The sequence below is a fragment of the Pseudonocardia sp. genome, from assembly GCF_050250275.1.
In the GTDB taxonomy this organism is placed as follows: Bacteria; Actinomycetota; Actinomycetes; order Mycobacteriales; family Pseudonocardiaceae; genus Pseudonocardia.
Window position 1 is genome coordinate 111605 of the sequence record NZ_JBFWOY010000013.1, and the last position, 26200, is coordinate 137804.

Consider the following 26200-nt stretch of genomic DNA (forward strand, 5'->3'; position numbering starts at 1 on the left):
CACCGACCCGACGCCCACAACGGCCGGGCCCGTGCGACCAGCCTCCGCCGACCGACGTCGGCACCGGTCCGCCTCGGGATGGCCGCGACCCGGCCCTCCGAGGCGCCTCCCCGCCGCAATGCGCCCGGACACGCCGGCGCGGCCGGGAGGGGCGGTGGAGGCCGGCCCGTGTGGTTCACCGCGTCGGCGGGTCCCACCCGAGCCAGGTCCGGTCGACCCCCTCCGCCGAGCCGGCAGGTTCCTATGGTCGCCTCCGCGAGTCCGATGCCTGGGCCGGCGCTTGCACCGTGATCGCATCCGCGGGGACTCAAGGGGGCGACGCGCTCCTTCTCGCGCGCGGCTCGTGGTCGCGAAGGAGTGTGAGGGTCTCGTCCGACGGCGTTGACGCCAGTATCGCTGCAGTGGTGTCCACGAGATGGCTGACGAACAATCGGTGGTCGCCGCCGCGGTCGGCGCGGGCGCGCCGGCCGAGTTCGGTCAGGGTGTGGCAGATGGCCGTGTAGCGCAGGTGGAGCTGGACGGCCATCGGTTCCAGGAGCGGCTCGATGGCCCGCCGCCACCGGTACAGACTGTTTCCCGGGTCGTCGAGCGTGCCAGGCTCCAGCATCGGGTTCGGCCCGTTCACGAGCTCGGCGTAGACCTGGAGGAACGCCGACCCCTGCGGCGGTTGGGTCAGTTTCTCGGCATACGGACGTACGAGTGCGGCCGTCAGCGCACGGAGATCGTCAACGCCTGCTGCCTCGTAGCCGTCCAGCATCACGTGCCGCCGCGCCTCGACCGAGGCGAGGTGAGTGTCCAGGATGGCTCGCAGCAAGCCGTCGCGCCCGCGGAAGTGGTACTGAACGGCGGCTGCGTTCGTCGCTCCTGCTTCCCGGTTGATCTCGCGTAGGCTCACACCTTCCACGCCGCGTGCGGCGAACAACCGGGTGGCCGTTGCGACCAGACGGTCCGCGGTCGTCGAGCTGCTCACCCGGGCATCATCCCGCAGCCCCCCAGCTCCGTTCAGTACTGGGCAACGACATGCTCGAGAAGGCCGTCGAGGTGTCTACGTGCTGCCGCCTCACGGGAAGGCAGGTGGTAGGCCGGGAACAGTGTGGTGCTCGGTGTGTAGTGGCGCAGCACCTGCCGGGCCAGTACCTGCTTGTGCACCTCCGTCGGGCCGTCCGCCAACGCCATGGTCTCGGCGTCGACCAACATGCGAGAGAACGGCATCTCGTTGGAGATGCCGATCGAGCCGTGGAGGTGCAGGGACCGGAGCACGACGTCGTGGGCGACCTTCGCCATGGCGACCTTGACCGCTGAGATGTCGCCCCGGACGCGCCTGTAGTCCTGGTGCTTGTCGATCAGCCAGGCCGTGCGTAGCACGAGCAGCCGGAACTGCTCGATCTCGATCCAGCTGTCGGCGATGCGCTCCTGGGTCATCTGGAGATCGCCGAGGGTTCCGCTGCGCACCCGCCGCGAGACGGCTCGTTCGCACATCATGTCGAAGGCCTGGCGTGCCATCCCGATCGTGCGCATGGCGTGGTGGATGCGCCCGCCACCGAGGCGGGTCTGCGCGATCGCGAACGCCTCGCCCTCGTCGCCCAACATGTCGTCGGCGCGGACCCGCACGTTCGCAAGCCGCAGGTAGGCGTGCTCACCACGCTCCGCAGCCTCGGTCCCCACGCCGACATGTCGGACGATCTCCAGGCCCGGTGTCCCTGCCGGGACGATGAACAGCGACATGCCGTGGTGGGCGCCGGCGTCGGGGTCGGTCAGTGCCATGACGATGAAGAACGCCGCGTAGCGGGCATTGGTCTGGAACCACTTCTCACCGTCGATGACCCAGTCGTCCCCGTCGCGGCGGGCGCTCGTCGTGAACAGCGCCGGGTCCGAGCCGGCCTGGGGTTCGGTCATGGAGTAGCACGAGGCGATCCGCCCGTCCAGCAGGGGATACAGGTAGTTGGCCTTCTGCTCCTCGGTGCCGAAGCGCGCCAGGATCTCAGCGTTCCCCGAGTCCGGCGCCTGCGAGCCGAAGACGGATGGCGCCCACGACGACCTGCCGAGGATCTCGTTGAGCAGGGCGAGCTTCACCTGTCCGAAGCCCTGCCCGCCCAGCTCGGGCCCGAGGTGGCAGGCCCACAGTCCTTGTTGCTTGACCTTCGTCCGGAGATGCTCGAGCACTCTCACCGTGTCCGGGTTCGACTTGTCGAACGGTGACCCCAGCACGAGGTCCAGCGGCTCCACCTCTTCCCGAACGAAGCGGTCAGCCCAACCGAGCCGCTCCGCGTACTCACCGTCAGTCTCGAAGTCCCATGCCATGCGTCCAGATTAATTCATGTGCATCAGCCTGAACAGCAGTGATGACCGTGTGCTGGCATACAGGCGATCATCTGAATTCGCTCGCACGGGTCGGGCCCTTCTCGGCACGCGCCCGTGGGTGTGGTGCCGTGTCGAGTCGGACGAGCCGGCGCTGACCAGCCGCGAACGCAAGCCGGCCGCTCGCACCGCCTCCGGACCCGGTGCCCTGAACGAGTCGGTGGGACGCACCTCCGCGGCTCAGCACGGGCGGCCAGCATGGCGCGTCGTGGCACCGGGTCGGGATCGGTCAGGCGCGGATGCCGTCGATGAGCGCGTCGAGAAAGAGGTCGGCCAGCTCCTCGGGGGCCAGCTCTCCCTCGGGAGCGAACCAGAGGTAGGTGTAGTTGAGCATGCCGAGGATGCCCTTGACGAGCAGCGGAGGCGTCGGCCGGAGGGCTCCGCTCGACACCCCGTGGTCGAGCGCTTGGCGCCAGTACCCCTCGTATCGTTCCCGGGCAGCGATCACGTCGGCGCGGCGCTCGCCTGTGAGAGCGTTGTACTCGCGGAAGAACACGGTCCATTCCGCGCGGTGGTCGGCGATGTTGCGCAGCAGGCCACGGGCCATCTCGCGCAACGACTCACGGGGTTCGAGGTCGCGGCTGAGCACCGCCTCGGCGTGGCTGTTCATCTTGTCGACCTGGTCCTTGCTGATCAGGTAGAGAACGGCCTCTTTGCTGCCGATGTAGCGGTAGAGCGCGCCCCGGCCGAGCTCGACGGCGCGGCCGAGCTCGGCCATGCCGGTGCCGTGGTAGCTGTTGCGGGCGAACAGCTCCGCGGCCGTGCTGATGACACGCTCGCGGTTGAACTCGTAGTAGGCCGTGCCAGCCATGGTCCGGTACCGTCCGTCGCGCCTGTGGTCGACATGCTCGGCAACAGGTTACCGGCGGCCGGTGGGCCGATCGACAGGGAGCCGGGACGTCGGCGACGGCTGGTGCCGACGACGCCCGTCGAACCAGCGGGCCGACCGGCCCACTCGGCCGATGCCTGGCTCCCGGGATCCACCCGCCCGGCCCGTGCCGACGAACGTGCGGGCCGGGGCGCCGCGGCGAGGGAGTCGAGCGATCAGTGCCCGTGGGTTCCTGTGATCAGAGTGACCAACCACCGTCGGCCGTGAGCACGGTACCCGTGCAGAAGGTCGCGTCCTCGGCGAGGAAGACCGCCGCGCGGGCGATCTCGTCCACGGACCCGAAACGGCCGAGCAGGGTGGCGTCGACGATGGCTTGCCGCGAGCCCGCAGGCACGGCCGCGGTCATGTCGGTGTCGACGAAGCCCGGCGCGAGCACGTTCACCCGGACTTGCTTCGAGGCCAGCTCCTTGGCCAGTGAGCGGGCGAAACCGACGGCGGCGGCCTTGGCGCTGGCGTAGGCGGTGTCGCCGGCGAAGCCGATCTCGCCGACGACCGACCCCACGACGACGATGCTGGGGTTCTGGCCCGTGACCAGGTGTGGGATGGCGGCCCGTACCAGGGCCGCGGTGCCGCGCAGATTGGTCTCCACCACCCGCCACCAGGCGTCGGGGTCCATTCGGGTGAGGCGTCCGCCGTCCCAGACCGCCGCGTTGAGGACGAGTGTGTCGAGCCGGCCCCAGTGCTGGTGGACCTCCTCGACACCCGCGGCGAGCGTGTCGGGGGCGGCGAGGTCGAGGTGCACCGGCAGGACCTGTCCCGGGCGCTGAGTGGCGAGTTCGGCGACGGGATCGCGCCACGAGCGGTACGCGCCGGCAACCCGGATCCCGCGCCCGAGCAGGTGGCGTGCGATCGCTGCACCGATTCCGCGCGACGCACCGGTGACCAAGGCGACGCGGCCTTCTTCGCCGTTCGATGTCATGGGCTGATGGTACCGATCGGTCTCATCCGTGAAAGCTCGGTTCGTGTGACACTCGACCCGGAGCTGCCGTGCGTCCTGGGAAGAACCCGCTCCTAGCCGCCCACCCGCCGTTCGCGGGTCGCCCAGAACCGGTCACGCAACGCGCGGCGCATGATCTTGCCAGAGCCGGTCTTGGGCAGCTCGTCGACGAAGTCGACAGAGCGGGGCTTCTTGTACCCGGCGACCTGGGACGTGCAGACCTCGATGACCTCGTCGACGGTGAGCGTGTACCCCTCTCGCACGATCACGACTGCCTTCAGCGCCTCGCCCCACCTCTCGTCGGGGACACCGACGACCGCCACCTCGGCGACCGCGGGAAGGGTGCTGACAACGTTCTCGATCTCCGTCGGGTACACGTTGAAGCCGCCCGTGACAACCATGTCCTTCTTGCGGTCGACGATGTGCAGGTACCCGTTCTCGTCGATCCGGCCCAGGTCGCCGGTGCGGGCCCAGCCCGAGGCGTCGATCATCTCCGCGGTCGCCTCGGGGCGACCCCAGTAGCCCATCATCAGCTGCTCGCCCCGGACGGTGATCTCGCCGACCTGCCCGGCCGGGGCCGGTCGCCCCTCGTCGTCGCGCAGCGTGACCTCGACGAACGGAGTCACCCGGCCTGCCGAGGCCAGCCGCTCCGGGACACCCTCGTCCGGGTCGAACGTGTGATCCTCCCGCGAGAGGCATGCGATCGGGATGGGCATCTCGCTGAGCCCGTAGAACTGGACGAAGACGTCGCCGAACGCGTCGCGGGCGCGCACGAGCCGTTGGGGCGCGATCGCCGACCCTGCGTACACGATCGTGTGCAGCGAGGAGTGATCGTGCGGGCCCTGCTCGGCTGCCGGCACCAGCAGGTTCAACATCGTCGGGACCATCGGCAGGATCGTCACGCGGTGGCGCTCGATCAGCTCGAGAGTCCGTTCGGCGTCGAATCGGGAACACGTGACGTGTGCGGCCCCGCGGACGACATAGGCCGGGCCCACGTACCCGCTGAGGTGGCTCAGCGGCGCGACGTGCAGGACGACGTCGCCGTCGACGACGGGCGGCAACTCCAGCAGTTCGTTGCGCACCATGGTCGCCCAGTTGGCCTGGCTGAGCGTGGCGCCCTTCGGCAGCCCGGTGGTGCCACTGGTGTACAGGATCGCTGCCGGGTCGGTGGCCGCGGGCGCGACGGGGTCGACCGGGTCGGCGATCCGCAGCGCGTCGAGCGTGAGGTCGCCGGCCCCGCCGGCCACGGTCACCACGAGCCGCAGATCAGGGAGCTGGTCGCGCACGCCCGCCAGCTGCGTTGCCCAGTCCGAGGAGACGAAGGCGACCGCAGCCGCACAATCGGTCAGGATGTGCAGCACCTCGCGCAGGTGCAGCCGCACGCTGAGCGCGCACCGCACGAAGCCGCCGACGAACAACGCCTGGTCGATCTCGAGGAACTCGGGACAGTTGTCGAGCAACAACACCCCGCGCTCGCCGGGTGTCACCCCTCGATCCGTGAGGCCTCCGATGATCCGGTGCACCCGCTCGCCCAACTCTGCGTAGGTCCACTCGCCGTCGTCGGTGAGCACGGCTGTGCGAGCACCGTAGTGGTGGTAGGCACGTTCGTAGAGTTCGGCCGTGGTCGCGTGTGTCGTACGAGCCTGCCGATCGAGCCCGTCGGCCCCGATCGCCGGCACGGTTGCGTTCGGCCTCGTCGTGTTCGGCACGGGTCGTTCCTCCAGTCCGGGGCGGCACCGGCCCGTCCGTCGACTGTCGGGCCGGTGCCGGCCCGGGGCGGGCGATGTCGACGGCGGCGCCGAGTGCGTCGTCCTGTTCGGCCACCGGCAACTCCCTCGGTCGTCACCCCGGGGGCGAGGTCTTTGTACCAGACGGTCCACGGCCAGGGACCGGCCAGTTGTGCCGTGCGTCCCGTGATGACGCCGTAACCGGGCGGGCTCGTTCGGCGGGGATCGGACGGCAGTAGTCAGGTCTCGGTGGGTCCCTCGTGCCCGGCGGCGTCACGCAGGACGTCCGCTGCCCGCCGGCGGCTGTCCGGCGGCCGCCGCCTCCGGGCGAGGCATCCCGCGCTGGTCACGAGCCGGCCCGCCCTCGGGGTTCGGCGCAGGCCCCACAGGACGGGGACCACTGATGCCGGGCTCACGTCGGGGAGGTCGCGCATCCCCGCGCGATACGGGCCTCAGTCCACCTTCACGACGATCTTGCCGAACGCCCCACGGTTCAGGTGCTCGTACGCGGCGATCGCGTCCTCGAACTCGTAGACGGTGTCGATCACCGGGAGAATCTCGTGCTCGTCGATGAACGTGTTCATGTCGAGGAACGAGGCCCGGTGGCCGACGGCGATACCGTGGACCTGGGTCTGGCGGAACAACAGCGACATGAGGTCGACGGGAGCGGTCTGCCCGTCGAGGAAGCCGATGACGTTGACATGTCCACCGGGTCGGGTAGCCGCGATCGACCTGTTCAGGCCACTACCCCCGACCACGTCGAGCGTCACGTCCACGCCGAGACCGTCGGTCAGCTCGAGGACCACCTTCTCCCAGTCGGGGTGGCTCCTGTAGTTGATCAGATCGGTGGCGCCGAGCTCGCGGACGCGTTCGAGCTTCTCGTCGCTCGAGGAGGTGGCGATGACGCGCGCGCCGAGCGCGGCGGCGAACTGGACGCCGAAGATCGAGACGCCTCCGGTGCCCTGGATCAGGACCGATTGCCCGGCCTGCAGCCGGCCGTTCTCCACCAGCGAGTACCAGGCGGTCAGGGCGGCGATCGGGAGGGTGGAGGCCTGCTCGTCGGAGAGCGACGCGGGAGCGGGGACGGCGGTGTCCTCGTGCAACAGCATGTATTCGGCCAGGCCGCCGTGCAGGGGGCCACCGAGGGAGAAGTCCGGTTCGTTGTGGGCAGGCTGTCCCTCGAGCCACCGCGAGTAGAAGTGGGATGTGACCCTGTCGCCTTCGGTGAAGGCCGTCACGTTCTCGCCGACCCTCACCACCGTTCCGGCGGCGTCGGCGACGGGGATGAGGTCTGCGGGCATCTTGTCGGGTTCGTAGATGCCGTCGACGATCGCCTTGTCCCGGAAGTTGAGCGCCACGGCGCCCACCTTGACGAGCACCTCGTGGGGGCCGGGCTCCGGTGTCGGGGTCTCGGCCAGTTCGAGGTTGTCGAGCCCGAAGGTCCGAAGTTGCCACGCCCTCACGGCAGTGTCCTCTCTTGGAAGTCATGTAGGTGTCGGTCCTGCCGGATGTCTGGCGGCAGAAGGCCTCGACCGGGAGCGGTGGTCGCCGCGCCCGGTCCGGAACGCAGTCGAAGGGCGAGTGCAGGCCCCGGCCTCGATGACCGTGTCCGGCACGCGCCCTTCGACTCGGCTCCCGGGTGCCGCGGCAGATCGTGCCCGGCCCGGGAGCCCGTCGGTCGGTCAGACCGTGGTGGTGTAGGTGCGGGGGGTGAACTTGCCGGTGCGGCGGGCTTCGTCGAGGAAGTCGGGTCGCATGAAGGCCTTGGGCTTGTTGCCGGCGACGACGACCATGATCAAGGCAGGCTCGTCGGGGTCGCCGGACTGGCTGGTCAGGCAGGTGAAGCGGCGGGAGACCCCGACGGGGAAGGTGATGGTGTCGAGGGGTCCGAGGTCGATGTACTCGTCGTCGGCGTCGTTCCAGGTGAAGCGCCAGGTGCCACTGATGACGGTGAAGGTCTCGTTGGTGTCGTGGTGGTGGCTCATGACACCGTGGCCGGGCTGGGCCTCGACGTAGCCGAGGTTGAAGCCTTCCGAAATCGGGATCGCCGAGGCCTCGGCACCCTTGTCCCCGACGGGCGACATCACCTTGTCGGTGGATCCGGGCACCTCGTCGGGCGGGTCGAACCCGATGACGTTGAGCAGGGTGCGTTCGCAGCCGGGGATGTCGCTGTCGGGGAATCCTCCGACGGAGCGGGTCAGGTCGGTGAACTTCGCGACCCGCTTGAGCATCTCCTCGCGGGGGACATCGATCGTGTCCATGTCGAACTCCTTTCACGGCATCACTACCTGTCGGCAGCTTGTCCTGTAACCCGATTGTCATCACCTGCCGGCGCCGGGTCATCGTGTGTGGCCACGAGGCGGCGCGGCAGGTTTCGTCCGATCGGACGAGGACCGAGGGCGGCTGGTGTGGACCTCGGTCAGGTCACCGAACCGGGTTGTGGTTGAACCCGGGAAGGACGCAGTGCCCGCCGTCCACCGGGACGGTGATACCGCTGATGTCGGCGGCGTCGTCGGAGGCCAGCCAGAGCACCGCGTTGGAGATCGACTGCGGCGTCAACAGCGACCGTCCGCGCAGCACCGGCCAGTGCCGGACGCCCTCGACACGGTCTTCCGGGGTCCCGCCCGGATGCCCGGCGATCATGTCGTATCCGCCCTGCCAGTCGTTGAGCTTCGTGTCCACCACGCCGGGGGCCACCACGTTCACCCGGACGTTGAACGGACCGAGCTCCAGCGCAGCGTTCTGGGCCAACCCGATGACACCGAACTTCGACGCGACATAGTGCGCGTAGTTGTGCGCCGGTTCCAGCCCGTTCGCCGACGAGGTGACGACGATGCTGCCCGACAGCCGCTCCATCATGTGCGGAGCCACGGCCTTGATGGTGCGGAAGACGCCCGTGAGGTTGACGTCGATCATGTCCTGCCACTGCTCGTCGGTGATCTCCCACACCGGCGCCATGCTCCAGATCCCGGCGTTGGCGACGAGGACGTCGATGTGGCCGAACTGTTCGAGGCCCTGGGCGACGACGGCGTCGAGCGCCACCTGCGACCGGACGTCAGCCGCCACGCCCAGGGCTCGCCGGCCGTGGGACTCGACCGCCGCTACCGCGTCGTCCAGGTCGGCCTTGTTCGCCAGGTCGTAGGGAACGGTGTCGATGTTGGTGACATGGTCGACCAGAATGACGTCGGCGCCCTCACGGGCGAAGGACGCCGCGTGGCTGGCGCCCTGACCACGCGCCGCGCCGGTGACGAGCGCGACCTTGCCGTCGAACCTGCCCATTTCTCCTCCTCGGGTTCACCCGATCACGGGTGGTTGGATGATGCTGCTCGGAGTCCGGGCGAGCCGGGCACGTCACGGCTCGTCCGGGACGGCCGCGGGCTCCGGCGCCCCCGGGTCGATCTTCAGGACGAGGTTGCCGCGAACCTTGCGGGCGACCAGGTCCGCAAGGGCGGCGCAGGTGTCCGACCAGGGCCGGACGTCGCCGATCTCCGGGTGCAGACGTCCTGTGTGGACCAGGCGCACGAGCGTCGCGAGATCGTCGCCCTCGCCACTGTCGGAGTCGGCGTAGCTGAATTTCCGCAATGTTCCGCTCTCCGCGCCCGACCAGTCGAAGAAGTCGAGTGTCACCGGTTCGCGGGAGGCCTGCCCGAGCCACACCAGCAGGCCTCGGCCGGCGAGCCGCGCCCATGCCTGGGGGAGCACGTCGCCGCCCACGGACTCGATCACGACGTCGAAAGGGCCGACCGTGGCGGTGACGTCGTGGACGATGTCGGCAGCTCCGAGCTCCCGCAGGCGGCGGCCCCGTTCCGGGGTCCCGACGACCACCGTCAAGATCGCGCCCTGAGAGGCGGCGAGCTCCACGAGGTAGTGTCCGACCCCACCCGAGGCGCCGGTGATCAGAACCGTCTTCCCGGCCAACGGCCCGCAGACCTTGAGCAGGCGCAACGCCGTGAGCCCCGCGAGGGGCAGAGCGGCGGCCACGACCATGTCGATGTCGTCGGGCAGCACGGCGAGCCTGCTGACAGGCACGACGACGCGCTCGGCCCAGCCCCCCGACTCGGGGTGGGCGACGACGCGGGTCCCGACCTCGGGCCACGTCACGTCCGGCCCGGTGGCGGCGACCGTCCCCGCGACATCCTTGCCCGGCCGCCACCCCGGCCGTGGTGACTCGAGGAGGAAGGCCTCCCCACGGTTCGGCGAGTACGTCTCGATCGACACCAGTACCTCTCCGGGGCCCGGCACCGGGTCCTCGACACGTTGCCACTGCACAGGTTCGGTCGGTCGCAGTGTCGGGACCCACGCTCGCATCGACTTCTCCGTCTCGGTGTGTGATCGAGCGGTGCGCCGTCGTGCCGTTGCGCTCCGCCGGGGTGGACCGGCCGTCGCCGGTGTCGTCAGCTGCCGCCGGCGACCTGGGCCCGGTCGGCCGCCGGCCGCTCCGCGGGCCTGCGCACCTGCGCCTCGTGCAGGGCATCGAGCTCGGCCATGCTCTTGTCCTTCGTCTCGACCGCGGGCCAGATGTAGGACAGGGCCGCGAGCAGGGCGAAGATCGCGAAGAATCAGAATGCGGGTCCGATGGCGTCCGAGGTCGCCTTGGGCGTCAGTACGGTGCCCGCTCCGGAGATCGCGGCCAGTGCCGCGGGACCCACGATCTTGCCGAGCCCGCCGAAGCCGTAGGCGGCGCCCACGCCACTGGCGCGGATGTTCGTCGGGAACATCTCGGACCAGTAGGGCAGCCCGACCGAGAAGGAGGCGTCGAGAAAGGCCCACCCGATGATGAGGATCGGGTAGAACAGCGCGACGCCGCCGATCGTCTGACTGTGGAACAGTGCGATCGCCACGATGGCGAGCGTTGCGCCGAGCATGGCGACCAGACCGGTCCGGCGCCGCCCGAACACGTCGCTGGCGCGGGCGCCGACGACGCGGCCGATGAACCCGGCGAGGCTGACGAACAGGAACAGGAAGGCGGCGTCGGCCGGCGACGTGCCCATGGTCATCGCCACCAGCGTCGGTCCCCAGAGGTTGATCCCGTAGTACGCCATCTGGACGGCGAGGCTGTTCAGCCAGGTGAAGCCGATGCTGCGCCGGTAGCGGAACATGTCACGCCAGCGAGTGTCGGGAGTGTCGATCGACTCCGGCAGGATGACTTCCGACGGGGGGATGTCCAGGATCCACGCCACCGAGCTGCGGGCGTCCTCGGGGCGGCCCTGCTGGATGAGCCAGGTCGGGGACTCGGGTACCTGGGTGCGCACGTAGATGCTCACCAGCGCAGGGAGCAGGCCGAGCAGGACCAGCCCGCGCCAGCCGATGAGCGGTCCGAGGAACGCGGCGCTGGCACTGCCGAGCAGTGAGCCGAGCGGGACGAACATGACGACCAGTGCGCCGAGGAAGCCGCGGCGGCGCGAGGGTACGAACTCCTGGACCAACGGCACGTCGACCACGATCAGGCCACCGACACCGAACCCGACCACCAGACGGAGGAGCCCGAAGACCAACCAGCCGCCCTCGGGCACCAGCGCGAGCGCGCCGGTTCCGATCGAGAAGATCAGGATCGTCGCCATGAACATCTTGCGCCGACCCCAGCGGTCGGCAAGGGCGCCGAAGACGAACGAACCGATGATCGCGCCGACGCCGGCGGTGAGCAGGATGAACGCGCTCTGGCCGAACGTCAGGTGCCACGGTCCTGAGACCACCGTCAGGATGAACGCGACGATGAAGAAGTCGAAGAACTCCAGCATCGTGCCGAGGACCGCGGCGGTGATGAGACCTTTCTGGCGTCTGTTGAGGGGCCGTTCGTCGATCTGGACGAACGACGCTCCACTCTGAGGGTGCATCGAGGCTCTCCCGGTCCGTGGTCGGTCAGACCGTGGTGGTGGGGGTGTGGGGGGTGAACGTGCCGGTGCGGCGGGCTTCGTCGAGGAAGTCGGGTCGCATGACGGCCTCGGGCTTGGTGTCGTGGTGGTGGCTCATGACACCGTGGCCGGGCTGGGCCTCGACGTAGCCGAGGTCGGAGCCTTCCGAGGGGCGAACCCGATGACGTCGAGCAGGGTGCGTTCGCAGCCGGGGACGTTTCTGTCGGGAAATCCGCCGACGGAGCGGGTCAGGTCGGTGAACGTCGCGACCCGCTCGATCATCTCCTCGCGGGGGACGTCGATCGTGTCCATGTCTGTCGTCCTCCGCCTTCGCTGTCGACTCGGGAGGCGCCGCGCACCGGGCTCGGCGCCGGCGTCGGCACTGATTGCCGTGTTGAGGAGTGTGAGCCAGGCGACGTGCCGTCGTCTGTGTGCCAGTGCCAGAGATGTCCCACCAACGCTTGTCCGATCGGCCAAGCACAACGCGGCCCGTGGCGCGCGGACCGGTGGCCCCGGTCGCCGTCGACGATCGTAGAAGATTCACGAGATGTCGGGCCTCGCGAATCGACGAAAGTCACCGGCTGTCGAACCGGGTGCGTGCCCCGAGTGTATCGATCGGTACAGAAAAGCCTTGTGGAGGCTCCACGTGAGGTGCTAGGTGTTGACGCCCAGGTCAATCACGAGGCAGGTGAGCAATGCCGCCCACCCATCCGGGCACACGCACGATCGAGAACCTGCCCGCGGAACACACCACCGTTCGGCAGTTCTTCGAGGCCGCTGTGGATGACGCCCCTGACGCTCTGTTCCTCGTCCACGGCGAGCGGGCATGGTCGTTCGCGGAGTTCGACGCAGCGTGCAACCGCGTTGCCGACGGACTCCTCACTCGAGGGGTCCGCGCAGGCCACGGTCTGGCCTACCAGTTGCCGCACGGTCTGTCGCTCCTGCTCCTCGAGCTGGCCGCGCAGAAGATCGGCGCCGTCACCATCCCCCTGATCCCCGGCTCCACCGCACACGAGACCGCGTACGTGCTGGGCCACGCCGCACCCCGGTGCGTCGTCACCGACCCGACGGACGAGCCGGCAGTCCGCGCAGCGGCCGTCCTCGCGCGCCGGGAGGACGGCGCCGACGTCGAGGTGATCGTCGTCCCCGACGCAGCGGGCGACCTGGGGCCATTGCGAGGTCGGCGCGAGGACCGACCTCCCGAGCCCGCGCACCGTGAGCCCGCCATGTCCATCCGGTACACCTCGGGCAGCACCGGCCGGCCGAAGGGCGTCGTCCAGCCTGCCGCCGGGTTCGCGCAGGCCGGCCGCGGCATCGCCGAGCGGCTCGGGATGGGGCCGGGCGACCGGATGTTCTGCGCCATGCCGCTGTTCCACACCGCCGCGACGCACATGATGCTGGCGCCGGCGATCGCCGCACGCTGCCCGTTCGTCCTCGTCCCCAGGTTCTCCCGCACGTCCTTCTGGTCGGACGTGCGCAGCTCCGGTGCGACCCTCGCGCTCCTGATGCCCACCCAGCTGTCCATCCTCATGACCGCCCCGCCGTCGGACGACGACGCCGACAACCCGATGCGGGTGATGTTCTCCCACGTCCGCAACGAGGCCTTCTGCCGCCGGTTCGGTGTCGACATCTGCACGACGTGGGCGATGACGGAGACCTCCGGGATGGGCACCCTGCAGGCACCAGGGACCTCCGAGCATCCTCCGAAGATCATCGGCAAGCCGGTACCGGACTCCGCCGAGATCTGCATCCTGGCGCCGGACGGGACGCCCGTGGAGGCCGGCGAGCTCGGCGAGCTGTGCTTCCGGCACCCCGACGTCATGATCGAGTACCACCGCGACCCCGTGAACACGAACGCGACACTGCGCGACGGATGGGTCCACAGCGGCGACCTGTGCTCCATGGACACGGCGGGCAACGCCTACTTCCACGGGCGTCTCAAGAACGTCATCAAGCGCGGCGGCGAGAACATCGCAGGAGAAGAGATCGAGTTCACGATCATGGACCACCCGGCCGTCGAGGAGTGCCTCGTCACCGGGGTCGAGGACGAGATCTACACCGAGGAGGTGTGTGCGGTCGTCGTCGGGCGGCAGGGCCAGGAACTGACCCAGGACGACATCGTGGGGTGGTGCTCACAGCGACTGTCGACGTGGAAGGTGCCGCGCTATCTCGACGTGCGCACGGAACCGCTGCCCAAACTCGCCAACGGCAAGACCGACCGCAGCACCGTGACCCGCGACGTCCGGACTGCTACGAACCTGTGGGACCGGAAGGCAGATTCCTGACATGCCGAAACTCGCCGCGTCCTTCGTGTTCGCATCCACCCCGCTCGCCGTTCAGGTCGACCTCGTCCGCACCCTCGAAGCGGGCGGCGTCGAACACGTGTTCTTCGGTGAGGCCTGGCGCGAACCGGTCGTGCCCATGACCGCAGCGCTGCTCGGGTCGTCCACCATCGGGGTGGGTTCCGCCATCTCCCAGATCTATCCGGTGAACCCGGTGGTGGTCGCCCAGCAGGCGGCGCAGCTCGCGGAGCTGGGGCCCGGGCGGTTCAGCCTCGGTCTGGGCCTCGGCGCCTCCTTCGTCGTCGAGCGCTGGTTCGGCGTCCCCTACGACAGGCCGTTGCGCCGCGCCCGCGAGTTCGCCGACGTCGTCCGGGGTGTGCTCGCCTCGCCGGAAGACGGGCCGTTCACCTACTCGGGCGAGATCTTCTCCGTCAAGCGGTACCAGCTTCCGTTCGCCGACGCCGCGGTGCGGGTGCCCGTACACCTGGCTGCGGTCGGCCCTGCGATGCAGACGCTGGCCGGGGAGGTCGCCGACGGCGTGGTGGTCGGCGCGCTGCACTCGGAACGGACGATGGAGCAGACCGTCGCCCGCCTCGAGCGTGGAGCGGCCCGGCGCGGCCGAACGCTCGACGACCTGACGATCTGGTACTACCTGGCCTGCTGCGTGTCGACCGACTCCGAACGGGCCCGGGCGATGGCCAGACGCAGCCTCGTCTATCTGACCCAGTATCCCCACTATCGGGCGGTGTACTCCGAGGAAGGCTTCGCCGCCGAGGCCGACACGATAGCGGGCCTCGTGCGGCAGAAGGAGATGGATCGGGCCGAGGATGTGGTCACCGACGACATGATCAACCGGTTCGCGATCGCGGGGACCGTCGCCGAATGTCGTGAGCAGCTGAAGCGATACGCAGGCTACCCCGGCGTCCCGGTCCTGCACCTCATCCCGTTCCGCATGGACGAGGCCGAGGTGCAGGAGTCGTTCCGTCTGGCCGCGAGCCTCGCCCGATGACGAACGGCGCACCTCCTGCCGGTGGCGCGCGCCCGTCCACCGAACCGTCGAACAGGAGCGCGATGAACGCGGGACCGCTGACCGGAATCCGGGTTGTCGAACTGGGTGGCATCGGCCCCGGCCCCTTCGCGGCCATGATGTTGGCCGACCTCGGGGCCGAGGTCGTCCGCATCGACCGTCCGCCGCGTGCGGCCCTCGGCGAGCATCAGCAGCACGACCAGGACCTGCTGCTGCGGGGGCGTCGCTCGGTGGCCCTCGACCTGAAGTCCCCTCGCGGCGTGGAGGTCGCGCTGCGGCTGATCGACCGCGCGGACGTCCTGCTCGATCCCTTCCGCCCGGGGGTCACCGAGCGGCTCGGGATCGGGCCGGACGCAGCGACATCGCGTAATCCGGGGCTGGTGTACGCCCGGATGACGGGGTGGGGCCAGACCGGCCCGCTCGCCACCGTGGCCGGCCACGATCTCAACTACGTCGCCCTGGCGGGTCCTCTGGCGGCGATGGGACGGCGTGGTAGCCCTCCGCCGCCCGCGCTCAACCTGGTCGGTGACTTCGGTGGTGGCGGGATGCTGCTGGCGTTCGGCGTTGCCGCGGCGCTGGTCGAGCGCGACCGGTCCGGGCTGGGACAGGTGCTCGACGTCGCGATGACCGACGGAGTCGCGGCACTCGCCACCAGCATTGTCGGATTCACCAACATGGGTGTCTGGGTACCCGAGCGGGAGAGCAACTTCCTCGACGGAGGAGCTCCCTACTACGACTCCTACGAGACCGCGGACGGTCGGTACATCACCATCGGGTCCATCGAGCCGCAGTTCTACGCGCTGCTGCTCGACAAGCTCGGTCTCGATGCCGCGGAGTGGCCCCAGGACGACCGCCGTCGGTGGCCCGAACTGCACAGCCGGCTCGCCGAGATCTTCCGGGAACGCACCCGGGACCAGTGGTGCGAGATGCTGGAGGGGACCGACGTGTGCTTCGCACCCGTCCTCGGGTTCGACGAGGCTGCCAAGCACCCGCACCTCGTCGAGCGTGGCACCTACGTCGACGACTTCGGCCAACTGCAGCCGGCCCCCGTGCCGCGCTTCAGCCGTACCCCTGGAGCCATCCAGTCCCCACCGTGCAGCCCCGGCCAGCACACCCGGGACGTGCTCGCCGACTGGGGATACTCCCACGAGGAGCTCGAGGCGGTCATCGCGTCGGGCGCCGCGGTGGCGGTTCCCGCCCCCACCGACTGACCCTCGCCGCCTCCGGCCTCGCCGGCTGCGCCTACCGGGCCGGCGGGGCCGCGGCGGTGGCGTCGTCGCGGAACTCGGCGACGCCGCCACGCAGCACCGTGCGATCACCCTGGGAGGCGGTGAAGTGCACGGACGTTGCACCGGCGGACACACCGACGATGCCCGAGAACTCGATCTCCTCCTCGGGCACCCCGACGCCGCGGAACTGCACCGAGATCCGTGTCAACGCGCGCGGATCCCCGCCGACCTGTTCCAGACACAGCCGCGCGGCCAACCCCAGGGTGGACAACCCGTGCAGGATGTTGCCCGGCAGGCCCACACTCGCAGCGGCCTCGGCGTCGATGTGGAGCGGGTTGAAGTCCTCGGCGGCACCGGCGTAGCGGTGCGGGAAGTAGCGGTCGGGCGTCACGACCGCGTGGAAGTGCCCGTTCGACGTTGCCCCGCTCATTCCCTGCCACCCCGGACGATCATCGTCCAGCGACCCTCCGATGCCAGTGCTGCGCCGGACCCGGACTGCACCAGCGAGACCGAGGACAGCACGAAGAACGTCAGGTCCTTCTTCCTGGAGACACCGTCCACACGGGCCGTCGTCGTCACGACGTCGCCGGAGCACACCGGCGCGCCGAAGCTGAACTCCTGCGCGCCGTGCAGCATCCGGCGGTAGTCCACACCGAGCGCCGGCTCCATGATCAGCGGCTCCATCCACCGGCCGTACACCACGGCGAACATCGGCGGCGCGACCACGTCGCGGAATCCGGCGGCCCTCGCCGCCTCCGGGTCGTAGTACCAGGCCTCACGATGGCCCAGCACCCGCGCGAACTCGCGGATCTTCTCCCGGCCCACCTGGTAGGACCAGGGCGCGACCTCGAGGCCCACGCGGCAATCGGTCCCGGTGCTCATCCGACCACCAGGACCGACTTGCCGCGCGTGCGCCGTGCTTCCATGTCGCGCAGGGCGGCGGCACCGTCGGCCAGCGGATATACGGCCTCGACCAGTGGCCGGACCACCCCCGACGCGAGCATCGTGTCGAGCGCGGCGCCGACGCGCCGCGGCATCCCTGGATCGTGCGGGATGAAATGGCCCCACGCGCCGCCGACCACCTCGATGTTGCGCAGCAGCAGCCGGTTGCCCGCGATCTGCGGGATGGAGCCACTGGCGAACCCGATGACCAGGATGCGGCCGCCCGGACGCAGCACGCGGACGCTCTCCTCGAACCGGGCGCCGCCCACCGGGTCATAGACGACGGCAGGCCCGCCGTCGGTCAGCTCACGGATTTCCGACTGCCACGACGACGTCCGCAGGACCTCGGTCGCACCTGCCCGGCGCGCGACCTCCTCCTTGGCGTCGTCGCTCACGACGGCGATCACCCGGGCCCCCACCCCGAGAGCGACCTGGATCGCCGCAGTACCCACGCCACCGCCGGCCCCGTGCACCACGATCGTCTCACCCGCAGTGAGCCGGCCACGTTCGACGAGGCAGAAGTAGGCGGTCTGGTAGTTGACCATCAGGGTGACGCCGACGACGAAGTCCGTGTCCGGTGAGAGCGGGACGACGTGGTGGCCCGGCACGGCCACGGCCTCCGCGTAGCCGCCGGTTCCGGTGTAGGCGATCACGCGGTCCCCGGCGGAGAACCCGCTGCCCGCGGCGGCTGCGGCGACCACACCGGCAACCTCGAGCCCGGGAGCGAACGGAAGGTCCGGCCGTTGCTGGTAGAGACCCCGGGTCATCAGCAGGTCGGGGAAGGTGACACCGGCCGCGCGGACGTCGACGACCACATCGCCGTCGCCGGGCCCGGGGCGCGGTGCCGCACGAAGCCGAAGACCATCGGGCCCGATCAGGTCGACGACCTGCAAGCTGCGGATCTCGTTCTGCACAGGAGAACTCCGGGTTCGTCGGCGACGTGGCCCGATCGATGATGGGGCGCGGGCCACCCCCGGATCTCCGTCGCAACGCACGAAGTTCCGGCCCCCGGTTCAGCCGATCGGACCAGGGCTGCCCTCGGCCAGCAGGACGAGTTGCAGCACGAGCCTCACGTCGGGGTCCTCCAGGTCGAGCCCGCCCAGCTCGGAGAGCCGCCGCACGCGGTAGCGCAGCGAGTTCGGATGGATGTGGAGACGGGCGGCCGCCTCCCGGATGTCACCGAAGGACCGGAGATAGGCGTCGAGCGTGGAGACGTACTCGGTCCCGTGCCGACGGTCGTGGTCGGCGAGCTGATCGGTGACGCCACGAACCAGGTGCGGGTTCGCACGAAGGTGGGCCCGGAGCTGGTGGAGCACGATGCGGTAGCGCATCGCGGAGAAGCGGCCGATGGTGTCGCCGCCCGGCTCGCTCTTCAACGCCATCAGCGCGAGGTCGGCCTCCTGCCGTGATGCGCCTGCGTTGTCCAGCCCCTGGTGGAGGCCGCCTGCCGCGGCGAGGACACGGGTTCGCAGCGAACGCTCGAGATGGGCGACGACCTGGCGGAGGAGGCTGTCGAGGTCGAGCACGTGCCCGCGGTTCGGCATCGTCTGCAGGAGATAGAGCTGTTGATCGACGTTGCCGACCAGCGACGGCGGGCCGTGAACCTGCATGTGCATCGCGAGGATGCGCATCGCCCGGCTCCGCAGAACGACGGCCTCCGGCGTCGCCGCCTCGACCTCGATGGCGACCACCGCCACCGCCGAGTCCTCCGCGACACCCATGATCTCCGCGAATCGGGAGGGGGCGAGCCCCCCGCCGAGGTACTGGCGGAGTACCTGTCCGCCCGGGTTCTCGGTGAGTGCGCGGCTGCGCCTGGCCAGTTCGGGTGCCAGCGCGGCCGCGAAGTCCTTGGCGAGGCGCGCGAAGTCCGGCGCCAGGTCGACGTCGCCCTGCATGACCCAGAGATAGCCCACGAGGGTGTCGGCGGCGCGGATCGGCTGGATGTAGCGCGGGAGGAACGTCGCCCAGGGGAACTCCAGCTGCACGATCTCCTCGCTGCTGAGCAGCTTGGCGCGGACCCCGGACTCCTCCATCCACCGCAGCCAACGATCAGGGGTGCGCCGGTGGAGTATCGCCGAGCGTCGCGCTTCGTCATTGGGCTGCCCGGCCACGGTGGAGTACGCGAGCACCCGGAAGTCGAGGTCCTCGATCACGACGGGCCCGCCGACGATCCTGGCCACGGCGTCCGCGACGTCGAACAGGTCGTCGACGTGGTCGATGTCCATCAGCGGGCACGCCCCCGGGCCGGGGTCGGTGTCGCCGGCCGACCCGCGCGACAGGCCGCAGCCTCGCGCAGCCGGTTCACCCGGGCAAGGACCCGCAGACCGCGGCCGTCCCCGGCACCGTGCGCCGGTCCTGCGGACGCCTCTGCACCCATGTTCCTCCTCGGTGAGGAGAACATCGTGCCTCGCCCGGCCGCCCGGCATGAGCACACGCCCGGCTCTGCTCAGCACTCCTCGTCGCTGACGCAAGGAGTATAGGGCGCCGACCCGCAAGTGTTAGACCGATCGGTACACGAATCTGCGACACCGCGCGGCGGCATTCGCTGCGCCGGCGCCGGGATTCGCGACGGCTCCGGCGACGACGTGGGCTGTCCGTGGTGACCCTGTTCACCGAGCGCCGCGCGATGGCCACCACCCCCGTGAAGCGCCTGCAACATGCGGACCCGGCCAGCTGACCACGGCGTCCGACCAGAAGGCGACGGCGCGAGCTCGTGTTCTCCCAGGTCACCGGCCAGCGCGGCGACGGTCGCCGCCGACATGCGGACCTTCTCGCCCCGCATGGACCCCGAGACGTCGACGATCAGCACGACGCTGCGGCGGGTGCCGATGCGCTCCCGCACGACGATGTCGGTGTCGTCCGGGAACGGATGCTCGGTCGCCGCCGGACCGTCGACACCGCTGTCACAGCCGGGCCGGGCGCCCAGCGGCCGGGGCGCGCCGCCGAGCTCGCCGTCCATCCCGTCGAAGTAGAGATGGATGCCGACGAGGCAGAATGCGAAGACAGCGACTCCACCCCAGGGCGAGGAGCATGGTCGAGCCGCCGAGTACACCACCGAGGACGAGCGCGACAGCTATGTCGACGAGAGCGAACAGCAGCGTGACGGCCAGCGGCAGCCGCAGTGTTGCGAGGGTCAGGGTCACGAACACGACCAGCCAGGCGATCAGGAACGTCGCCTGGATCGGCTGGACCTGGGTCGCCGCGACGGTGGTCTCGGAGGAGACACCGAACAGATTGTTGACGAGGTCGACGACGAGGAACCCGAAGCTCGTCCAGAACGCGCCGAAGATCGCGACGATGCTCGCGACGGCGCTCCGGCCTTCTCCGGTCGGCACGCGTCGACGTGATGCAGCGAGCTGCGACGTTCTCCCGAGTCGATGAGTTGCTGTCGGAAAGACGCTAGCGGCGTCAGAAGGTGATGTGCTGTCGCGTTCCCCGACTATCGAGGCGGTTGTTCTCGGAGCGCGAACGCACGGTGCCCCGTTCTCGGGACAACCGTTTGCGCCGAGGCTCGCGCAGGGCCGAGCGGCGAACGTTCTCCGCACGTGACCGGCCGTGTCCGAGCCGGCCCGACAATGGCTGCAGCAACGAGGGAAGGTCGACACCGTGGCCGCACACGGCGGCGCTTCATACACCACCCGTGCGGGGCCTGCCATTTCGAGAATTAGCTGTATCGCGGCCTGTCGGCGTGATGTCGTCCGCGGTAGCTGGTCTATGCAATAACCCGTTCGACCGGTCCGCCGGAGTCGACCTCGGTGGACGCCTCGGCAGTCAGCTGCCCGTGCAGGATCATGTCGGTCAGCCGTTCCGCGAGCGCCTCGACCCCCAGGCCTCGTGCGGGATCGAACCATACGTACGTCCAGTTCAGCGCGCCGAGAATGCCCAGGACCGACACGGAGTCGGCCTCTCGGAAGACTCCCAGATCGACGCCTTCCTGCAACACCGTCTTGAAAAGTGACTGGTGCTCGGCGCGAAGGGCGCGCAGTCGTTCGGCGCGGTCGCCGGTGAGCGCGTGCATTTCCCGCATCACAACTGTGACCTCGGCCCGCCGCGCGGCGACGGCGCTGAGGTGTTCGAAGGCGAGTCGGCGCATCTTCTCGACAGGCGGGAGATCGCTGGCAACGACGGCGCGTCCGCGGACCAGGGCCTCCTCGACATGACGTTTCGACAGGTCGTAGAGTAGGTTTTCTTTCGAGCCGATGTGATAATAGAGCGCGCCTCGCTGCACCTCGGCAGCTTCTCCAATCCTTGCGACGCTGGTGCCATGAAAGCCCCGTTCCGCGAATAGCTCGGCAGCCTTACGCAAAATCCGTTCCCTGGTGGACTCTCGAGACGAGTCGCCTGACGAATCCATCGAGATCGAGCCCTTCCTGATTGGTGCGCGTATCGGGCTCCCGGCAGGGGAGCGGGCCGAGAGGAGCCGAGCTCGTCGGACCGGGAATCTCACGCGGGCCCGCACGCTAGCCCGCGGTGGCCGCCCTGCGGAAGTACATCGTTGTCAACGCCCCGGCGGACCCGGTCCCGAAATCGACTCCCTCCATCATCCGCCGGTCGAGCCTGTCGGCGGCACCGCATCGGGGGTTGTACCGATCGGTCAATACTCGTACAGTCTCGACCGTGCGCCACGCCAGGACGATGTGCTCCTCGGGCCTGACCTGCACGAACACACGGTCGGGCCACATGCGGGCATCTCGGCGAGGCGAGCAGTCGGGCGTATACCGGCACGAACAGATCGAGCATTAGGCCTCAGCGAGGCGCCCGTGGGGCACGTCCGCGACGCGGCCGCGCCTTCACTCGGCTTCACGGCACTCAGGTGCTCGGCCGGTCCTCCGGCCGGCGTCGCACGCGACTGGTGGCGTGTGTCGAGCAACGTCGCTCGTCATAGCTAAGCGAAAGGAGCTCTCGTGGCGAATTCTGACGCCACGCTGCCGTGGTGGGTCGGGGTCGACGTCGGTGGAACGTTCACCGATGTCATCGCCATGCACCGCGATACCGGCGAAACGCGCGATCACAAGGTCCTCACCACTCGCGGCCAGCTGCAGGACGGCGTACTGGCAGCCCTGGGAGGTCTGGGCATACCGCTCGGCGACATCGCCGAGATCGTCCACGGGCACACATCGGGCATCAACGCGGTCCTGAGCCGCCAGGGCGCATCGGTTGCACTCCTGGCGACCGAGGGCCACCGCGACCTCCTCGACATCGGTCGCATGGATCGCGAGTTCGGCCCCCACTTCTACGACCCGACCTGGCTGCGCCCCCATCAGGAGCGCCCGGTGGCCCAACGGCGACACCGCTTCGGAATCCGGGAACGGATCGGTTGGGACGGAGCCGAGGTCGTTCCCCTCGACAAGGATCAGGTCCGCGAGGTCGCCGCGCGAATCCGCGACACCGGTATCGAATCCGTGGCCATCTGCTTCCTGAACTCCTACCTCAACCAGAGCCACGAGCAGCAGGCTGCGGAGATCCTTCGCGAGGAGCTGCCCGAGGTCTACATCCAGACCTCGCAGATCTACCCGGTCACCAAGGAGCACGAACGCACCGTCACCGTCGCGCTCGACGCCTACGTCGGGCCTATCGTCACGACCTACCTCAACCGCCTGGAAGATGCTCTGTCCACGGCGGGCTTCCGCGGCACCCTGTGGATGATGACGATGAACGGCGGTGTCGGATCGGTCGCGGAGACCTCCAAGGCGCCGGTGTTCCAGCTGGTCTCGGGGCCGGTGGGCGGTGTGGCAGGGTCGGTCGACCTGGCCCGTGCATCGGGTGACAGCAACCTGCTGACCATGGACATGGGCGGCACGAGCACCGATGTCGCGGCAGTCCGTGACGCGGCGACGCCGATGACCGACACGTGGGCGGTCGAGTTCGGGCTGACGATGACGATGCCGGTGGTCGACGTCGGGTCGGTCGGGTCCGGGGCCGGCAGCATCGTGCACATCGACTCGGTCGGCACCCTGCGTGTCGGCCCGGAGTCCGCCGGCTCGGTCCCCGGGCCTGCGTCCTACGGTCGGGGCGGTGAGCGCCCCACGCTGACCGACGCCTGCGTGGTACTCGGCATCCTGCAGCCCGACCTCTTCGCCGGCGGCGCACTCACACTGGACATCGAGAAGGCCCGCGCCGCCCTGAAGACCGTCGCGGACCCGCTGGGGATGTCGGTCGAGGAGCTTGCCGACGGCGCCTACCGGCTGGCGTGCTCGGACGTGGCAGGGTCGATCCGGTCCATCTCGACCTACCGTGGGTTGGACCTGCGCGATTTCGGCCTGCTGGCGTTCGGCTCGGCCGGCCCGATGATCGCCCACCAGGTTGCCCGTGAGCTGGGGGTCGACAAGGTCGTCGTCCCGCAGGCACCGGGTGAGTTCTCCGCGTTCGGTCTGCTCACCAGCGACCTGCGGGTGTCGGCCGCACGCTCGCCGATGACCGTGCTGTCCACCCAGAACGGGACCGACTGGGAGGGACTCTTCACCGAGCTCGAGGAGCAGATCACCACGAGCCTCGGCACCCAGGGGGCGGCGAAGGAGGACATCGTCTTCGAGCGCGCGATCTTCGCCATGTACTCGGGCCAGACCTGGGACAACCGGCTCGACATCACGCCGGGCGAGATCGACGACGTCCGGATCAAGGAGATGACCGGCCTGGTGCACGACTTCTACCAGCAGCGCTACGGCTTCAGCGCCGAGGAACTGCCGATCATCGTGACCACCGTCGAGGTCACCGGGCGGGCACCTCGCGCGACCCTGCCCAAGCATGTGTCGCACGCCGGCGAGGGTGATCCGGTCCTGCGGCGCGCCACGGTCCGCCTCGAGGGCGTGACCCACGACAGCGCCCCCGTCTACAAGCGGGACCTGCTGCCGGTCGGCGAGGGGGTGTCGGGCCCGGCCCTGATCGTGGAGGACTACGCCACCACCGTCGTGCAGGCCGGCTCCACGGCGACGCAGGACGCGGCCGGGATTCTCCGGATCGTCACCGACGGAAAGGACGGGCACAGCGCATGACCAGCACGATCGAGTCCGCCGGTGCACGGAGCGTGGCCGAGGGCGACGCGCAGCACCTGATCGACCTGGAGACGATCCGGTACGGCCTCATCGAGGTCGCCCGTGACATGCACCAGGCGCTGATGCGCTCGGCGTTCTCACCGATCGTCCGCGACATCAACGACTGCACCGCCGCCATCCACATGCGCACCGAGAACGGCTGGGAGATGGTCGCGAGCTGGGAGGGCTGCATGCAGCACGCCTTCACCTCCCAGCACATCTGCAACTTCACGATGAACGAGTGGGACGAGGAGCACCTCGACGACGGCGACGTCATCCTCGTCAACGACCCGTGGCGGGGCGCCATCCACTGCGCGGACATCAACATCCTGCGCCCGGTACGGATCAACGGGCGCGCGGAGTTCGTGCTGCACTCCACCTCGCACGTGGTCGACCTCGGTGGCCCGATCCCGGGCGGCTTCGCCAACGGCGTCCAGACGGCCTTCGAGGAGCAGCTGCGGTTCCCGCCGACGCTGCTCTACGCCAACGACCGGCCGGTCAAGTCTGCGTTCAACTACCTGCTGGAGAACGTGCGCGTCCCCGCCTCCGTGCTCGGCGACGTCCGGGCGCTCAACGGCTGCCTGGTCATCGGTGAGCGCCGGCTGCGCGAGCTGATCGGCAAGTACGACCCCGAGCTCGTCCACAAGGGTGCCGTCTACGGCATCGAGATGACCGAGGCCGCGATGCGCGCCGGTATCCGCGAGATCCCCGACGGGGACTACACGGCCGAGGACGTCATCGACGAGGACGGCGTCACCGGCGAGTCGGTGCCGCTGGTGATGACGCTGAAGAAGCGCGGCGACTCCATCGAGGTCGACTACTCCGGGACGGGCCGGCAACCGCTGGGCAACGTCGGCACCGCGTGGTGCGAAGCGACCCGGTGCATCGAGGGCATCAAGTTCATCGTCGACCCGACCTCGGCGGTCAACAGCGGGACGCTGCGGCCGATCGAGTCGATCCTGCCGCCCGGTAGTGCTGTCTGCTCGCTGCCGCCGACATCGGTGTCCAACCACGTCGACATCGGTGGCCGGATCGTCAACCTCGTCGCGCAGGCGATGGGGAAGGCGATGGGGGACAAGGCCATCGGTTGTGACTCCGGCACCCTGGGCATGCTCACCCTCGGCGGTGTGGACGACCGGCCCGGTCACGTCGGCAACCCGTGGGCGTCGTTCGCGCTGGCCGGAGGCGGTTGGGGCGCGACCTGGAAGGGCGACGGCCTCACGTTCTGCACACTGGCGATCGGCAACTGCCGCACCTCGGTGCAGGAGCACGTCGAGCGGGAGTCGCCGCTGGTCGTGGTGCAGCACGAGATCATGCCCGACTCGGGCGGCGCCGGACAGCACCGTGGCGGCAACGGCGCGGTCTACACGATCACCGCGCTGTCGGAGACCGCGATCACCGTGACCGGCGACCGCACCCGGATCGGCACGCCGGGCACCAAGGGCGGCGGGCGCGGGATGCCGTTCTACGGCTGGCTGATCCCGGACTTCGACGCGAAGGACCCGGCGAGCCTGGACGTGTTCGACCTCCGCGCGGCCGAGCCGCTGTTCGGGATGTTCGACGACAAGGGCATCCCGACGCCCGACGGCGGCACCTTCGGTCTCGGCACGAAGTACGCCAGCGCGAAGGTCTCCGGCATCGTGCTCGAGCCGGGCCAGGCGATCCGGGTGATCATCGGCGGCGGCGGCGGCTGGGGCGACCCGCTCGCCCGGCCGACCGCCGACGTGCTCGACGACGTCCTCGACGGCATGCACACCCGCCGGTACAGCGAGAAGGCCTACGGCGTCGTCTTCTCCGACGACACGACGGTCGACGAGGCGGCGACGACGGCCCGGCGGGCCGAGCTCGCCGCCGCTCGCGAGGCCGGACAGTGGTCGGTCCCGACCGCCTGCCCGCTCGAATGGAGGACCGCGTGAACTCCCGTAC

The 26200-nt window shown here is 69.5% G+C and carries 23 protein-coding genes; 5 read left to right on the plus strand and 18 right to left on the minus strand.

The genetic code is table 11. The features are described 5' to 3' along the window. Positions 1–307 precede the first annotated feature (307 nt). The 11 genes from AB7F12_RS14020 to AB7F12_RS14070 all read right to left on the minus strand — a co-directional run bounded on the left by AB7F12_RS14020 (position 308) and on the right by AB7F12_RS14070 (position 12075). A complete protein-coding gene (locus AB7F12_RS14020) occupies positions 308–970 on the minus strand; it encodes a TetR/AcrR family transcriptional regulator (RefSeq protein ID WP_428496781.1) in 663 nt (220 codons plus the stop codon). 32 nt (positions 971–1002) lie between these two features. Further along, on the minus strand, positions 1003–2301 hold the full coding sequence (locus AB7F12_RS14025) for an acyl-CoA dehydrogenase family protein (protein ID WP_428496782.1): 1299 nt from the start codon (positions 2299–2301) through the stop codon (positions 1003–1005). A 286-nt stretch (positions 2302–2587) separates the two neighbouring features. Continuing rightward, positions 2588–3169, minus strand: a complete 582-nt coding sequence (locus tag AB7F12_RS14030; RefSeq protein ID WP_428496783.1) for a TetR/AcrR family transcriptional regulator — start codon at positions 3167–3169, stop codon at positions 2588–2590. 256 nt (positions 3170–3425) lie between these two features. Next, complete coding sequence (locus tag AB7F12_RS14035) at positions 3426–4166, minus strand: SDR family NAD(P)-dependent oxidoreductase (RefSeq protein ID WP_428496784.1); 741 nt, start codon at positions 4164–4166, stop codon at positions 3426–3428. 92 nt (positions 4167–4258) lie between these two features. Continuing rightward, the gene (locus AB7F12_RS14040; protein WP_428517038.1) at positions 4259–6064 is read right to left on the minus strand and encodes a class I adenylate-forming enzyme family protein; all 1806 of its coding nucleotides are present in this window, start codon (positions 6062–6064) and stop codon (positions 4259–4261) included. Between the two features lie 299 nt (positions 6065–6363). After that, entirely contained in the window at positions 6364–7374 is a 1011-nt protein-coding gene (locus AB7F12_RS14045; protein WP_428496786.1) for a zinc-dependent alcohol dehydrogenase family protein, read from the minus strand. 219 nt (positions 7375–7593) lie between these two features. Beyond that, positions 7594–8172, minus strand: a complete 579-nt coding sequence (locus AB7F12_RS14050) for a cupin domain-containing protein (RefSeq protein ID WP_428496787.1) — start codon at positions 8170–8172, stop codon at positions 7594–7596. Between the two features lie 163 nt (positions 8173–8335). Then, a complete protein-coding gene (locus tag AB7F12_RS14055) occupies positions 8336–9190 on the minus strand; it encodes a mycofactocin-coupled SDR family oxidoreductase (protein WP_428496788.1) in 855 nt (284 codons plus the stop codon). Positions 9191–9262: 72 nt separating this feature from the next. Further along, on the minus strand, positions 9263–10153 hold the full coding sequence (locus tag AB7F12_RS14060) for a zinc-binding dehydrogenase (RefSeq protein ID WP_428496789.1): 891 nt from the start codon (positions 10151–10153) through the stop codon (positions 9263–9265). Between the two features lie 317 nt (positions 10154–10470). Further along, on the minus strand, positions 10471–11745 hold the full coding sequence (locus AB7F12_RS14065; protein ID WP_428496790.1) for an MFS transporter: 1275 nt from the start codon (positions 11743–11745) through the stop codon (positions 10471–10473). 132 nt (positions 11746–11877) lie between these two features. Then, a complete protein-coding gene (locus AB7F12_RS14070; RefSeq protein ID WP_428496791.1) occupies positions 11878–12075 on the minus strand; it encodes a hypothetical protein in 198 nt (65 codons plus the stop codon). 383 nt (positions 12076–12458) lie between these two features. Here AB7F12_RS14070 and AB7F12_RS14075 point away from each other — a divergent pair, with 383 nt between their 5' ends. From AB7F12_RS14075 to AB7F12_RS14085, 3 genes are all read left to right on the plus strand, one after another. After that, positions 12459–14048, plus strand: coding sequence for a class I adenylate-forming enzyme family protein (locus AB7F12_RS14075; RefSeq protein ID WP_428496792.1), 1590 nt, complete (start codon positions 12459–12461; stop codon positions 14046–14048). A gap of 1 nt (position 14049) precedes the next feature. Further along, positions 14050–15054, plus strand: a complete 1005-nt coding sequence (locus tag AB7F12_RS14080; protein ID WP_428496793.1) for an LLM class flavin-dependent oxidoreductase — start codon at positions 14050–14052, stop codon at positions 15052–15054. Positions 15055–15116: 62 nt separating this feature from the next. Next, on the plus strand, positions 15117–16283 hold the full coding sequence (locus AB7F12_RS14085; protein WP_428496794.1) for a CaiB/BaiF CoA transferase family protein: 1167 nt from the start codon (positions 15117–15119) through the stop codon (positions 16281–16283). Between the two features lie 31 nt (positions 16284–16314). On the opposite strand, the gene AB7F12_RS14090 is transcribed toward AB7F12_RS14085, so the two are convergent. From AB7F12_RS14090 to AB7F12_RS14120, 7 genes are all read right to left on the minus strand, one after another. Then, a complete protein-coding gene (locus AB7F12_RS14090; protein ID WP_428496795.1) occupies positions 16315–16731 on the minus strand; it encodes a MaoC/PaaZ C-terminal domain-containing protein in 417 nt (138 codons plus the stop codon). Next, positions 16728–17183: an FAS1-like dehydratase domain-containing protein gene (locus AB7F12_RS14095; RefSeq protein WP_428496796.1), complete on the minus strand. Its 456-nt coding sequence runs from the start codon at positions 17181–17183 to the stop codon at positions 16728–16730. The genes AB7F12_RS14090 and AB7F12_RS14095 overlap by 4 nt, the downstream gene beginning before the upstream one ends. Next, on the minus strand, positions 17180–18157 hold the full coding sequence (locus AB7F12_RS14100; protein WP_428496797.1) for an NADPH:quinone oxidoreductase family protein: 978 nt from the start codon (positions 18155–18157) through the stop codon (positions 17180–17182). Before AB7F12_RS14100 ends, AB7F12_RS14095 begins: the two co-directional genes overlap by 4 nt. Before the next feature lie 99 nt (positions 18158–18256). Continuing rightward, entirely contained in the window at positions 18257–19468 is a 1212-nt protein-coding gene (locus tag AB7F12_RS14105; protein ID WP_428496798.1) for a PucR family transcriptional regulator, read from the minus strand. 221 nt (positions 19469–19689) lie between these two features. Next, positions 19690–20202 (minus strand): hypothetical protein, encoded by a 513-nt coding sequence (locus AB7F12_RS14110; RefSeq protein WP_428496799.1) that lies wholly within the window; start codon positions 20200–20202, stop codon positions 19690–19692. Continuing rightward, positions 20147–20578 carry a GPR1/FUN34/YaaH family transporter gene (locus AB7F12_RS14115; RefSeq protein WP_428496800.1) on the minus strand — a complete coding sequence of 144 codons (432 nt, stop codon included), beginning with the start codon at positions 20576–20578 and terminating at the stop codon, positions 20147–20149. The genes AB7F12_RS14110 and AB7F12_RS14115 overlap by 56 nt, the downstream gene beginning before the upstream one ends. A gap of 377 nt (positions 20579–20955) precedes the next feature. Then, on the minus strand, positions 20956–21597 hold the full coding sequence (locus AB7F12_RS14120) for a TetR family transcriptional regulator (RefSeq protein WP_428496801.1): 642 nt from the start codon (positions 21595–21597) through the stop codon (positions 20956–20958). Between the two features lie 550 nt (positions 21598–22147). Between AB7F12_RS14120 and AB7F12_RS14125 the strand changes: the two genes are divergently transcribed. Next, the gene (locus tag AB7F12_RS14125; protein ID WP_428496802.1) at positions 22148–24235 is read left to right on the plus strand and encodes a hydantoinase/oxoprolinase family protein; all 2088 of its coding nucleotides are present in this window, start codon (positions 22148–22150) and stop codon (positions 24233–24235) included. Continuing rightward, the gene (locus tag AB7F12_RS14130) at positions 24232–26190 is read left to right on the plus strand and encodes a hydantoinase B/oxoprolinase family protein (protein ID WP_428496803.1); all 1959 of its coding nucleotides are present in this window, start codon (positions 24232–24234) and stop codon (positions 26188–26190) included. The genes AB7F12_RS14125 and AB7F12_RS14130 overlap by 4 nt, the downstream gene beginning before the upstream one ends. Positions 26191–26200 lie beyond the last annotated feature (10 nt).